Annotated in this window: 10 protein-coding genes; 6 read left to right on the top strand and 4 right to left on the bottom strand. The window is 67.4% G+C overall.

Annotated features, from left to right (window positions below; translation table 11 throughout):
* Window positions 1-6 precede the first annotated feature (6 nt).
* Genes AC5YGJ_RS04200 through AC5YGJ_RS04190 form a run of 3 tightly spaced genes read left to right on the top strand, consistent with a single transcriptional unit; the run spans window position 7 to window position 4,720 of the window.
* The gene (locus AC5YGJ_RS04200; protein ID WP_496185823.1) at window positions 7-885 is read left to right on the top strand and encodes an alpha/beta fold hydrolase; all 879 of its coding nucleotides are present in this window, start codon (window positions 7-9) and stop codon (window positions 883-885) included.
* Entirely contained in the window at window positions 882-1,355 is a 474-nt protein-coding gene (locus AC5YGJ_RS04195) for a MaoC/PaaZ C-terminal domain-containing protein (RefSeq protein WP_409461414.1), read from the top strand. Before AC5YGJ_RS04200 ends, AC5YGJ_RS04195 begins: the two co-directional genes overlap by 4 nt.
* A 35-nt stretch (window positions 1,356-1,390) precedes the next feature.
* The gene (locus AC5YGJ_RS04190) at window positions 1,391-4,720 is read left to right on the top strand and encodes a hybrid sensor histidine kinase/response regulator (RefSeq protein ID WP_496185822.1); all 3,330 of its coding nucleotides are present in this window, start codon (window positions 1,391-1,393) and stop codon (window positions 4,718-4,720) included.
* 3 nt (window positions 4,721-4,723) lie between these two features.
* Here AC5YGJ_RS04190 and AC5YGJ_RS04185 read toward each other — a convergent pair whose 3' ends face one another.
* Window positions 4,724-5,398: a response regulator transcription factor gene (locus tag AC5YGJ_RS04185; protein ID WP_496185821.1), complete on the bottom strand. Its 675-nt coding sequence runs from the start codon at window positions 5,396-5,398 to the stop codon at window positions 4,724-4,726.
* A gap of 130 nt (window positions 5,399-5,528) precedes the next feature.
* On the opposite strand from AC5YGJ_RS04185, the gene AC5YGJ_RS04180 reads away from it, so the two are divergent.
* On the top strand, window positions 5,529-7,172 hold the full coding sequence (locus tag AC5YGJ_RS04180) for a fatty acid--CoA ligase (RefSeq protein ID WP_496185820.1): 1,644 nt from the start codon (window positions 5,529-5,531) through the stop codon (window positions 7,170-7,172).
* Window positions 7,173-7,209: 37 nt separating this feature from the next.
* Here the strand turns inward: AC5YGJ_RS04180 and AC5YGJ_RS04175 are convergent, their stop codons facing one another.
* The 3 genes from AC5YGJ_RS04175 to AC5YGJ_RS04165 form a co-directional block, all read right to left on the bottom strand.
* The gene (locus AC5YGJ_RS04175; protein ID WP_496185819.1) at window positions 7,210-7,479 is read right to left on the bottom strand and encodes a hypothetical protein; all 270 of its coding nucleotides are present in this window, start codon (window positions 7,477-7,479) and stop codon (window positions 7,210-7,212) included.
* Between the two features lie 149 nt (window positions 7,480-7,628).
* Window positions 7,629-8,855, bottom strand: a complete 1,227-nt coding sequence (locus AC5YGJ_RS04170) for an SHOCT domain-containing protein (protein ID WP_496185818.1) — start codon at window positions 8,853-8,855, stop codon at window positions 7,629-7,631.
* Between the two features lie 97 nt (window positions 8,856-8,952).
* Window positions 8,953-9,390, bottom strand: a complete 438-nt coding sequence (locus AC5YGJ_RS04165) for a hypothetical protein (RefSeq protein WP_309340798.1) — start codon at window positions 9,388-9,390, stop codon at window positions 8,953-8,955.
* 145 nt (window positions 9,391-9,535) lie between these two features.
* On the opposite strand from AC5YGJ_RS04165, the gene AC5YGJ_RS04160 reads away from it, so the two are divergent.
* Window positions 9,536-10,096, top strand: a complete 561-nt coding sequence (locus AC5YGJ_RS04160) for a fasciclin domain-containing protein (RefSeq protein WP_496185817.1) — start codon at window positions 9,536-9,538, stop codon at window positions 10,094-10,096.
* A gap of 143 nt (window positions 10,097-10,239) precedes the next feature.
* A complete protein-coding gene (locus AC5YGJ_RS04155) occupies window positions 10,240-12,420 on the top strand; it encodes an AsmA family protein (protein WP_249843977.1) in 2,181 nt (726 codons plus the stop codon).
* Window positions 12,421-12,480 lie beyond the last annotated feature (60 nt).

Genomic DNA, 12,480 nt, shown 5'->3' with positions numbered 1-12,480 from the left:
CTCTGCATGACGCAGTCCTGTGTAGATCTGTACTGGAACAGCAACGATGGCCTGCGCCTGCATGCGCGCGACCATGCCCCGGCCGCCGGGCAGGCGCCACGCGGCACGGTGGTCTGCATCCCGGGCCTGACCCGCAACGGTGCCGACTTCGATGCGCTGGCCGATTCACTCACTGCGGCAGGATGGCGGGTGATCGCCGTTGACCTGCGCGGGCGCGCCGGCTCGGAACGTGCGAAGGACCCGGCCAGCTACAACCCGCGCACGTATGCCGATGACATGGTGGCGCTGCTGCACTCGCAGAACATCGGCAAGGCGGTGTTCGTCGGCACCTCGCTGGGCGTGCTGGTCACCATCACCCTCGCCTCGCGCGCACCGGGGCTGATCGCTGCGGCGGTGCTCAACGATGCCGGCCCCAAGGTGCCGCGCGAGGCACTGGTGCGGATCGGCAAATATGCCGGCAAGCCTGTGCCACCGATGGATCTGCCGCAGGCCACCGCCTACGTCGAATCGATCGGCAAAGCGTCCTTCCCGCGTTTCGGGCCGGACGACTGGCGTGCGATGGCGGTGCGCACGTTCCGGCCGCGCGGCGATGGTTTGCTGGAGCTGGACTACGACCCGGCGGTGATCCGCACCACCCGGCCCTGGCTGCTGTGGCTGCTGCGGCCGGTGCTGTGGCGGGCGGTGCGCGGCCTGACCGCGCGGGTGCCGGTACTGGTGGTACGCGGCGCATTGTCGGACATTCTGCCGGCCGATGTTGCCCGGCAGATGGCCAGCAGTTCGGACACTGCACGGCTGGTGGAAGTGCCCGACGTAGGCCACGCGCCGATGTTGAACGAGCCCGAAGCGCGCGAGGCGATCCTGGTCCTGCTGGATCGGGTGCGATGAGCGACGGCGCGCTGCCCGCCGCGCTTGCGCCCCTGCAGCAATGGGCCGCACGCGAGCGGCTGGGACGCGCCACGCAGCTGGCGCAGTCGCGCATTGATGCCTTCGCCGATGCAACCGGCGACCATAACTGGATCCATGTCGACCCGGCGCGGGCGCGCAGCCACCTGCCCGGCGGGCAGACCATCGCGCACGGCTTCCTGCTGCTGTCGCTGACGGTGGAGGACGACGTGGCGGCACTGGCCGGCTTCCCTGGCATTGCGCATGTGCTGAATTACGGGTTGAACAAGGTGCGCTTCCTGGCACCGGTAGCCAGTGGGGCTGAAGTGCAGGTGCGCTCGCGGCTGCTGTCGCTGCAACCGCGCCAGCCCGGACAATGGCTGCTGACCCAGCACAAGGCGGTCGAGCGGGTTGCCGATGGCGCGCTGGCAGTGGTGGCTGAGCAGCTGTCACTGATCGTGCTGGCCGGCTAGCGCCGCCCGGTCCGGGTTCTCTCTACACTGGAGTGATGTTGACGCCCTCTGTCGTCCTGTTCGCCTGCATTGCGTGGACCGTACTGCTGTTCGGCGTGGCGCTGTGGGGCGAGCGCCGCGGGCATCGGCTGGCCCGGGTCTGGCCGGTGATCTATGCGCTGTCGCTGGCCGTGCACTGCACGGCGTGGACCTATTACGGGGCAGCCTCGCAGGGCGTGCAATGGGGCGTCCCGATTCCGCCGACGCTGGTCGGCATGGCGCTGATCTTTGCCTTCGGCCTGCCCTTCCTTGTGCGCCTGGGGCGGCTGGCCAGGCAGCACAACAGCGCCACCATCGCCGACCTGGTGGTGGCACGCCTGCGCGCCGACCAGGGGCTGGGCATGACCATCACCCTGGTGGCGCTGTTGGGCATCATTCCCTACATCGCGCTGCAGCTGAAAGCGGTCAGCCAGGGCCTGGGCGCGCTGCTGGGCGATCGCTTCGCGCCTGCGGGCTGGCAGCTGGACATGTCGTTCTGGTTCGCGCTGACGATGGCTGCGTTCACCCTGCTGTTCGGCGCGCGCAAGGCCTCGGCCACCGAGCACAATCATGGCATCGTGGTGGCGCTGGGGCTGGAATCGATCCTGAAGCTGGTGGCGTTGCTGGCCATCGGCCTGTACGCCGCGCATTCGGTGCAGCAGGCTGGAACGCCGCTGCTGCAGAAGATGACGCAGCTGCCAGCGCCGGTGGTGTTGCCGGACTACCTCACCATGGTCGCGCTCGGTGCGATCTCTGCCTTCACCCTGCCCCACCAGTTCCATGTGGGCGTGGTGGAGCTGCGCCAGTCGTCGGACCTGAAGACGGCGCGCTGGATGTTCCCGGTCTACCTGCTGCTGATCGGACTGCCGTCGGTACCGATGGCGCTGGCCGGCAGCGCGGCGTTGCCGGCGTCGGTATCGCCGGATCTGTATGTGCTGGCCCTGCCGCAGGCCGACGGGCACCACCTGCTGGCCCTGCTGGCCTATCTGGGCAGCCTGAGCGCGGCCACCGGCATGATGATCCTGTCCGGCCTGACGCTGTCGATCATGCTCGGCAACCATGGCTTCGGTTCGCGCCTGCTGGGCGGGATCGAACACGGTGTGGCCAGCGCCGACCTGCGGCCGCGCGTGCTGGCGTTCCGCCGCGCCGGCATCGTTGTTGTGTTCCTGATGGCGTGGCTGTACAGCCGCGCGATGAGCGGCACCGAGGCGCTCAGCGACTTCGGCCTGATGTCGTTCACCGCGCTCTCGCAGCTGGCACCGGCGGTACTGCTGGCAGTCTATCGCCCGCGCACGCCCTCCCCGGCGATCATCGCCGGTATCGTGCTGGGCTCGCTGGCCTGGCTGTGGCTGGTGCTGCTGCCGATGGTGATCCCCGCCGCATCGCCGTCGGCCGACACCGACGCGCTGCACTGGCTGAGCGTGGTCTCGCTGCGCCTGCAGCCGGGGCATATCGCGCTCAGCATGGGCGCCAGCCTGGCGGTCAATCTGCTGACCGTGGCCCTGGTGGCACGCGCGGTGCGGCCGACATTGCCGCCCCGCCAGGACGCGGTGGCGGCAGCCTCGTTGCGCAGGACCGCAGGTCGTTTCCTGGGGCAGGAACGTGCGCGCCAGTTGATGGGAGGGTACGCCGGACAGCTGCTGGATGACGATCGGGTCACGGCCATCGAACGCGAGCTGACGGCGGTGGTCGGCGCTGGCATGGCCCGGTTGCTGGTCGAAGCGGCACGTGACGGCGGTGCCGCCCCGCTGGAAGCGGTCACCCGCGCGGTGGGTGAAGCCACCCAGGTACTGCGCTTCAACCAGCGCCTGCTTGAGGCTGCGTTGGAGAACATGAGCCAGGGCATCAGCGTGGTCGATGCACAGTTGCAGCTGGTGGCCTGGAACAGCCGCTATGCCGCGCTGTTCAAGTTCCCGCCGGAGCTGTTGCAGGTGGGGCAGCCGGTGGCGAACCTCACTGCGTGGGCGCTGGGGCAACTGGACATCGGCAACGCGGACGGTGATTCGCCAGCCAGGGCATTGCAGCGTCGCGTGGCGCACATGCGCCGCGGCACGCCGCACCTGTCCGAGCGCGTGTTCCCGGATGACACGATCGTGGAGATCCGCGGCAATCCGATGCCGGGCGGCGGCTACGTCGCCACGTTCACCGATGTCACCGCCTTCCGCCGTGCCGAAGATGCGCTCAAGCGCAGCAATGAAACCCTCGAGCGCCGCGTGCAGGAGCGCACCGCGCAGTTGCAGCATGCCGTGCAGGAGGCCGAGCGCGCCAATGTGGCCAAGACCCGCTTCCTCACCGCCGTCGGTCACGACCTGATCCAGCCGCTGCACGCGGCGCAGTTGCTGACCGATGCCATGTCGCAGCACATCGAATCGGAGTTCCTCGACAGCTTCCTGCGCCAGATCCGCAGCGCGCTGGATTCCACCGATGACCTGCTGTCGGGGCTGCTGGACATCTCGCGCCTGCAGGCCGGCGGACTGGTCGCCGATCCGCGACCGTTCGCCTTGTCGAGCGTACTGGACCCGCTGGCCCAGGAGTTTGCCGTGCTTGCCGCAGCCCGCGGACTGCATTTCGGCTATGTGCGCACCGGCGCCTGGGTCCACAGCGATCCTTTGCTGCTGCGCCGGGTGCTGCAGAATTTCCTGGCCAATGCGATCCGCTATACCCGCCACGGCGGCGTGCTGCTGGGCGTCCGCCGGCAGGGGGAGCGGTTGTCGATCGGCGTGCACGACAGTGGCGCCGGAATCGCAGCGGAGCAGCAGGCGGTTGTTTTCGAGGAGTTCCATCGGGTCGACCGCAGCAACGGCCAGGGACTGGGCCTGGGCCTGACCATCGCCCGCGGCATCGCCGACCTGCTGGACGCACCGCTACAGCTGCGCAGTGCGCCGGGGCGCGGCTCAGCCTTCTCGATCAGCGTGGCACGCGCCACGCCACCGGCCATGCCAAGCGCCGTGCCGGCGGCCATCGGCAACAGCACCCTCAAGGGCGTTCACGTGCTGATTGTGGACAACGACGAAGAGGCGCTGCAGGCGCTGCGGCAGCTGCTGCTGTCGTGGGGATGCGAGGTCACTGCAGTGACGGACGTAGCAGCCATCGGGTCCTCGGCGCAGCAGGCTGCGCTGTGGCTGTTCGACTACCACCTGGATGATGGCGATACCGGCGTGGCGCTGTGGAAGCGCCAGGCGGCCCTGCACGGGCCCCGCCCCACCGTGATCCTGAGCGCCGATACCGGCAGCGCCACCCGCGACGCGGTGCGGGCGGCGGGCCTGTCGCTGTTGAGCAAACCGTTCAAGCCCCTGGCCTTGCGCTGGGCGATCAACCATCTGCTGGCAACGGCCAGCACCACCTGACCGTCAACGGTCCGGCGCTGCTTCGATCTGCCGCGACGGATCGGCGAGGCCCATTTCATGCAGCACGCGAATGGCCTGTGCGCGGTTGCGCACGCCCAACCGCTCCATGATGCGGGTCATGTGCGCCTTGACCGTGCGCAGCTGCACGCCCAGCCGATCGGCGATCTGCTTGTTGAGCAGGCCTTCGGCGACCAGGCCCAGTACCCGGTACTGATGCGCGGACAGGCTGGCCAGGCGCGCGGCCAGGTCGGCGTCCTTGCTGAAGGGCGCCACGCGTGCCACCGGCTCGCGCAGCAACGCCGGAACCCAGCGTTCGCCTTCCAGCACCGAGCACAGTGCGGAGTGGAGTTCGGTCAGGCCCGAGCTCTTGGGCAGATACGCGGCCGCGCCGAGATCGAGGGCGCGTCGGATGACCTGCGGCTCTTCATTGGCCGAGACGATGATGACGGCCAGGCCGGGTTGCAGGGCGCGCAGCGTGGCCAATCCGGCCAAGCCGTGATTGCCGGGCATGTGCAGGTCGAGCAGGAGCAGATCGATCGACTGGCGTTCGACGATCTCCAGCACGCCATCGAGTGATGCGGCTTCGCTGATCTGCAGGTCGGCAACGGCTTCCTCCGCCGCGCGGTGCAGGGCCGCGCGGAACAGCGGGTGGTCATCGGCGATGAGCAGGGTGGGCATGTCCTGGCGAGCGTAGCAAAAAGGTTGGTAGGCAGGCACGGGGACCTAGGTACGCTGGCGCGCACCGCTGGCAGGGCTAGTGTGGGCAGACACACGCCGGCCGCAGGCCGGGTTCCCACAAGGAAGCGCCATGCCATCCACCACTGATCACACCGCACATGCCTATCCCCTGCTGATCAAGCAGCTGCTGCTGACGCCACTGGCGGTGAGTCCCCAGCAGGAGATCGTATGCGGCGACCATGTCCGCTTCGATTACCGCACGTTGCAGGAGCGCATCGGCCGGCTGGCCGGGATGCTGACCGCGCTGGGCGTGCGACAGGGCGATACCGTGGCCGTGATGGACTGGGACAGCAACCGCTATCTGGAAAGCTACTTCGCCGTGCCCATGCTCGGCGCGGTGCTGATGATGGTGAACATCCGCCTGGCCCCGGAACAGATGGCCTATACGCTCAACCACAGCGGCGCGCGGGTGCTGCTGGTCCATCGCGAGTTCCTGCCCTTGCTGGACAGCCTCCACGGGCAGCTGCCGGACATCCGCACGCGCGTGCTGCTGCAGGATGACGACGGCCCGTTGCCGACCGGTTTCGCCGCCGAGTACGAGGCGGGCCTGCGCCAGGCTACGCCCGTCACGGATTTTCCGGAGTTCGACGAGAACACCCGTGCGACCACGTTCTATACGACCGGAACCACCGGCCTGCCCAAAGGGGTCTATTTCAGCCATCGGCAGCTGGTGCTGCATTCGCTGGCGGCGATGGCCGCACTGGGCAGTGCCGCCAGCCAGGGCCGGCTGCACCGGGATGATGTCTACATGCCGATCACACCGATGTTCCATGTACACGCGTGGGGCGTGCCCTATGTGGCCACGCTGCTGGGCATCAAGCAGGTCTACCCGGGGCGCTACCTGCCGGGCATGCTGCTGGCACTGATCGCGCGCGAAAAGGTGACCTTCTCGCACTGCGTTCCGACCATCCTGCATATGCTGCTGGAGCATCCCGCCGCAGCGGATACCGACCTGAGCCGCTGGAAAGTGATCATCGGCGGCGCCGCCCTGCCGCGTTCGCTGGCTCAACGGGCGTTGGCGCGCGGCATCGACATCTTCGGCGGCTATGGCATGTCCGAGACCTGCCCGCTGCTGACCCTGGCCCAGATCGACATCGACGCCACTGGCGGGCCGGAGGAGGCGCTGTCGCTGCGCACCAAGGCGGGCATTCCGGTGCCGCTGGTCGACCTGCGCATCGTCGATGCCGACCTGCGCGATGTCGCCCACGACGGCATCGCCACCGGCGAAGTGGTGGTTCGTGCACCCTGGCTGACCCAGGGCTATCTGCACAACCCGGACGCTTCGGCCGCGCTGTGGGAAGGCGGCTATCTGCATACTGGAGACATCGGCAACATCGATGGCGGTGGCTACCTGCGGGTCACCGACCGCATCAAGGATGTGATCAAGACCGGCGGCGAATGGATCTCCTCGCTCGCGCTGGAGGACATCATCGCGCTGCATCCGGCGGTGAGCGAAGTGGCGGTGATCGGCATTGCCGACACGAAATGGGGCGAGCGCCCGCTGCCGCTGGTGGTCACCCACGCCGGAAGCGAGGTGAGCGAGGCCGAGATCATCGAGCAGGTGGCGGCGCGCAGCCGCGCCGGCGACATCTCGCGCTACGCGATTCCCGAACGCGTGCAGTTCGTGGCCTCACTGGAGCGCACCAGCGTCGGCAAGATCAACAAGAAAAGGCTGCGTTGCCTGCATGATCCTGCGGTGGGTAGCCTCGGCTGAGGCCGGCTGCGCGGTGGCGGGTGGATTGGCCGGTGCGTCAGGCCACCTGGCGGAAACCGATGTGGGTGCCGGTTTCGTGCTCGTCCTCGATGACGAATGCGACCGCCTCATGCGGAAAGTGGATCCGCTGCTTGATGACATTGGCGCCATGCATGAACGAGCGCACCGCGAACAGGTAGGTGGGGTGCGAGGCATCAAGCTCGGAGCACACCACGCACGGCTGGCCAAACCAGGTGCCATCGGGCCCTTTGCTGGCGTAACACTTGCTGGTGGTGGATTGCGGGTCGAGTACGACCAGATAGCGCATGGCGGAATCCTGTAAGGGGGTGATCCACCGCAACGCTAACGGGCCAAAGGCCCGATGAACATCGAACTATTCCGAAACTGCATCGCCAGTCCGGCAGGAGGCGCCCGGCGTTCAGCCGGGCGGCGTCTCCTGCGCGAACCGGCGGCCATTCATGGGGTCTTGCCGTTGGACAGCACGCGCTGCTTGGCGGCTTCGAACTCGGCCTCGGTGAGCGCGCCGTTGGCCTTCAGCTCGGCCAACTGCTTCAGTTCATCGGCAAGCGAGCCCGCGCTGCCGCTGCCCGCGCCACCTGCGCGCGCCACGGTTTCCGCCGGTGCCGGCGGCAGGGAAGCCACGGCCTTGGCGCACGCCGTGCCCACCAGGTCCAGTTCGCGGCTGTTGCCCATCTCCAGATACTTCACCTGGCCCTCTTCACCCAGAACCACGACAAACGCATTGGTTCCGACGTAGCCGCCCATGCGGTTCTTGGCGTTCACCGTGCCGCAGGTCCAGTAACCATCCACGGCCTTCTGCAGCAGCGGCCTCCAGCTGCCGCGCAGAAAACCGTAGGGCATGTCGATGCGGGCCGATTCCGGGTCGAACAGGCGGCCACGCACCGCTTCCTGGGCGATGCGGCGGAACTGGCTCTGGTCGATCTCGGTGCGCTTGTAGAGCGTTTCCGCCCCCGGCCAGCGCTCGGTTGCTGCCACCAGTTCCGCGTAACGGTCCTGGCCCAGGTACTTCTCGATCTGCACCCGCTGCTTGCGCATGACGTCGATCATGTTGCTGCGCGCGTCCGGCTCCCACTGGGCCTCGGCGATTCGCTGCTTCAGCGCTTCGTGGATCAGTCCGGCCTGCCGCGACGGGTCGATGCCCTTGGCGGCTTCGCCACACTGCGCCGCCAGCACGGCCATGCTGCCACCCAGATCCCTGCGCGCACTGAGCGTATCGGCGCACACCTGGTAATTGCCGCTCGCGGCGGCATCCAGGCCGCTCAGCACCGCCTCCATGCGCGAACGGGCATTGCCGCACGGCAGCGACAGCTCCGTGCGGGTGCCGGCGCGTTCCACCACCACCGGTACGGTCAGGTCGGGCCCGATGCCCCTGAGCACGACACCCACTGCATCCTTGGATCTGCCGGCTACATCCTGGCCGTTGAGGGCAAGCAGGCGGTCGCCCGGCTGCAGTACGTTGCCGCCGGAAACACTGGTGACTACCGCCGTGTCATTGGTGGTGGCCGCCAGATTGCAGCGATCCATCGGCTCTCCCACCCTGCGCAGCTCCTTGGCTGCCGCCTTGGCCTGGCTCTTGAGCGAGCCGCTCTGCGCGGAGCTGGTAAAAGGTGTGGCCAGCGCTGCGACCAGCAGCAGCGATCCACCGAGAATTCCGTTCTTCATGCTTCCCCCTGGGAATCCGTTCGCATTGATGAATCAGGCGATTATAGCGTTTGCCGATGGCCTGCAGCCGCCTCGCACAGCGATGGCCTGGCGGACGCTACGGGTGCGCGTTGTGGTCCTTTGCACTGTCGACCGGATCGACCAGTGCGCCCAGGACTGGGGCATGCCAGGGGTCGGTTACGATCCGCACGTGCGAGTAGCCCAGATCGATGAGCGCATACAACCGGTGCCGTCCATCGACGATGCGGACCCGTCCGTGCTCGCTGCCCAACCATGGGGTGTAGATCGGCGCGCCCTCAAGGATCGTCGCCATGGCGCCGTCGTACTTCCACGCCTTGAAGGTTTCGTCATCGCGCTGGAAGGCCGTGTCCGCCCAAAGCGAGTTACCGCGCAGTGCGTTGCGCAACAGGGTCAGGTTGACGCGCAGGTAGACCCGCTCTTCGGACTGCGTTGTTGTATTCAGGTAATGGGGATAGTCCTTCGCGGCCCCCTGCGCCTTCCCATGCACGTCTCCGTGAGCATGTGCCGATTCCATTGATACTCCATCGCCTGTGGTCGTTCCCGCTAGCGGCCGCAGGCCGACATTCTTGAGCCCTCACCCAAAGCGCTGCATCCATCTGCGGCCCGGCAACGTAGCTTAGGTGCCCGCATCTGGCGGGCGCCCAATCGAGGGACGTACCGTGAACGTTCTCCAGCGTATTGCCACTGCTGCAGGTTTCGCCGTATTTGCTTCCGCCGCGACGGTCAGCTTTGCGGCCGGCCCGGTCATGGTCGGTGGTGCGGAGATGTATCCGACCCGCACCATCGTCGCCAATGCGATCAATTCCAAGGACCACACCACCCTGGTGGCCGCCGTGAAGGCCGCCGGCCTGGTCGACACCCTGAATGGTGCAGGCCCCTTCACCGTTTTCGCACCCACCAATGCGGCCTTCGACAAGCTGCCGCCCGGTACGGTGGATGCGCTGGTGAAGCCTGAAAACAAGGCCCAGCTCACCCGGATCCTCACTTACCACGTGGTGCCCGGCAATTACAGCGCCATGCAGTTGATGGCCGATGTCCGGAAGCATGGCGGCAAGGCCACCCTGAAAACCGTCGAAGGCGAGCCTCTGACCGTTGCGCTGCACGACGGAAAGCTGTGGCTTGTCGATGCCAAGGGCGGAAAGGCCGCGGTCAGCATTGCCGACGTCGCCCAGTCCAACGGCGTGATCCACGTGATTGATTCGGTGCTGATGCCGAAGTAGCGGCGCCACCGCGGCGGATACGCTCGCCGTGTCCGCCGTGGCCGTCTGTCTACGTGACGGGTCACGCCGACGTTCACGCCCCGCCGCCACGGGCTCGGCAATAGTGGCGTTCTCCCGCCCTGGAAGGTGAAACCCTGATCCTGATGCGCTACCGGCACTGGCCCCGACCGATACGCGTGGCGCTGCGCGCACTGCTGGTGGTCTATGCCGTCTATCTGCTGGCCGGCAACCTGTTTCTCAATACACCGCTGTTCGATCAGGTCACCAACCGCAAGCCCCACAAGTTCGTGATGACCACGGGCCCGGCCATGACTGTGCTGCCCGGGCATGTCATTGCCTGGAACGTGCATATGCGCGGGCATGTGAACCATACGGTGTACGTGCTGCACGCCGAGCGCGCCAGCGCCCGGCTGGCCGTGCTGCCGCTGTTCCAACGCCAGGTACGGGTGCCACGGCTGCAGGCCACCGGCGTTTCAGCCGAGATCAGCCGGGTCGAGGACGCCATCCCTCCCCCTCCCCGCAGCGACCAGGGCTGGACGCTGCGCTTCGACGCGATCCACAGCGACAGCATCCGCAGCGCCCGCTTTGGCAAACTGCTGATCATCGGCCGGGGCCAGGGCACGGTCGGTTTCGTCAAGCAGCTGCGCGGTGGCCCGTCGGAACTGCTCGACTCCACCGTCACCTTCAAGGAAGCCGACACCAGCTTCGATGGCGTGCAACTGCTGGGCGACATGAACCTGACCGCGCGCTTCAGCTATCCGCGCCACTATCGGGACCAGGCGCCGGGCCTGGCCAAACTGAAGCTGCTGCGCGCCGCGCTGAGCGTCGATGCCCGCAGCCAGGGCCTGCGCATGGATACCGAGGCGCTGCGGCCGAAGATTGCCAGCTCGCCCGTGGCCGGCCGGCTGCGCGCCGAGTTGCATCTTGCGAACGGGCAACTCCAGCCCGGTGACCATGCGCTCTGGCATGTGCCCTTGCAGATGGGCGACGGTGCGCCCGATCGCGGCGTGCTCGCGCTCCAGCTGAATGTGGCCGACGATCTGCGCCTGCAGGCGCGCTTGCCGCCACGACCGGGCTCGGGCGCCGAAGTCGACGCGGACCTGCATATCCGCAGCCGCGAGATCCCGTTCCAGCAGCCCTCCCAGCTGCTGGAGCGCAGCTCAGGCACGGTGCGTGGCGAATGGGCCTTCACTTCGCTCAACTGGATCCCTGCCCTGTTCGTGCGCAAGCCCTGGCTGCAACTGGACGGCGGCGGCACGCTGAAAGCCGATCTGCGCCTGCGCAATGGCGAGCTGATCGAAGGCAGTACGGTGGACATTCCTGCCGCTGAGGCGGTGGCCGAGGTCGCCGGCGTTCGTCTTGCCGGCACGGCCAGTGCACATGGCGAATTGAAGGCCGGCACACCCAGCCAGGCGCTGCTCGCGGTGCGCCTGCCACGCTTCAGCGCACGCCCGAGCGACGCCAAGGACGTGCGACTGTTCGATGGCCGCGACCTGGCGCTGGACCTGAGTGGCGATGGACGCCTGCAGGAACTGCGCAAGGGTGTACGCGCACGTCTGCGCTTCAGCGAGGCCGACATTCCCGATCTGGCCGCCTATAACCGCTATCTTCGCTCGCCCCAGGTGCGCCTGCTGAGCGGCATCGGCGTGCTCAGCGGCGATGCCACCCTCGATACCGACGGCCGCGTTGGCCATGGCAGCGCACGTCTTCTGGGGCAAAAGGCACAGGCCAAGGTTGCCGGGCTGGATATGGGCGGCGACGTTGAGGTCAATGCAACACTTCGCCGCGGCGACTTCAACCAGCGTCATTTCGACCTGTCCGGCACCACCGTTGCGCTGCGCAATGTGCAGGTGAGCGGCACGCCGCGTGACACGGCCTGGCAGGGGCGCGTTGCCTTCAAGCGCGGTCGCATCGATGCACAGTCGCCATTCCAGGTGGATGCCACCACCGATCTGACCCTGAGTGATGCGCGCCCCCTGCTGGCACTGTTTGCCCAGCGCACCGATTATCCGCGCTGGACCTTGTCGCTGCTGGATTCCGGCCAGATCGACGCACAGGCCAGGCTGCGCTGGCGTGCAGGCCACCTGGTGGTCGACAACCTGCAGGCGGAGAACGATCGGCTGTCGGTGCGCGCGCGACTGGACCTGCTGGAACAACGCAAGCGCGGCGACCTCTACCTGCGCTGGGGGCTGCTGGGCGCAGGTATTGAACTGGACGGCGGCCAGCGCCATTGGCATCTGGCCAAGGCTCGGGAGTGGTTCGAGCAACAGCCCGGCCTGCTGCCTGCCAGTGAGGAGTCCGGTGCCGCAGGCACCTCAGACTGATCAAACGGGCACTGCATCCATTTGCCCCCGTAGTACGTATACGGGGGCATGTGCAACGGG

Source organism: Stenotrophomonas sp. CS3K5 (genome assembly GCF_059515225.1).
This window is presented reverse-complemented; position numbering and strand designations above follow the sequence as displayed.

What these genes read in the sequence shown, in the direction of transcription:
- AC5YGJ_RS04200 (WP_496185823.1), top strand. Translation starts at nt 7, where the DNA reads ATGACGCAGTCCTGTGTAGATCTGTACTGGAACAGCAACGATGGCCTG.
- AC5YGJ_RS04195 (WP_409461414.1), top strand. Translation starts at nt 882, where the DNA reads ATGAGCGACGGCGCGCTGCCCGCCGCGCTTGCGCCCCTGCAGCAATGG.
- AC5YGJ_RS04190 (WP_496185822.1), top strand. Translation starts at nt 1,391, where the DNA reads ATGTTGACGCCCTCTGTCGTCCTGTTCGCCTGCATTGCGTGGACCGTA.
- AC5YGJ_RS04185 (WP_496185821.1), bottom strand. Translation starts at nt 5,398, where the DNA reads ATGCCCACCCTGCTCATCGCCGATGACCACCCGCTGTTCCGCGCGGCC.
- AC5YGJ_RS04180 (WP_496185820.1), top strand. Translation starts at nt 5,529, where the DNA reads ATGCCATCCACCACTGATCACACCGCACATGCCTATCCCCTGCTGATC.
- AC5YGJ_RS04175 (WP_496185819.1), bottom strand. Translation starts at nt 7,479, where the DNA reads ATGCGCTATCTGGTCGTACTCGACCCGCAATCCACCACCAGCAAGTGT.
- AC5YGJ_RS04170 (WP_496185818.1), bottom strand. Translation starts at nt 8,855, where the DNA reads ATGAAGAACGGAATTCTCGGTGGATCGCTGCTGCTGGTCGCAGCGCTG.
- AC5YGJ_RS04165 (WP_309340798.1), bottom strand. Translation starts at nt 9,390, where the DNA reads ATGGAATCGGCACATGCTCACGGAGACGTGCATGGGAAGGCGCAGGGG.
- AC5YGJ_RS04155 (WP_249843977.1), top strand. Translation starts at nt 10,240, where the DNA reads ATGCGCTACCGGCACTGGCCCCGACCGATACGCGTGGCGCTGCGCGCA.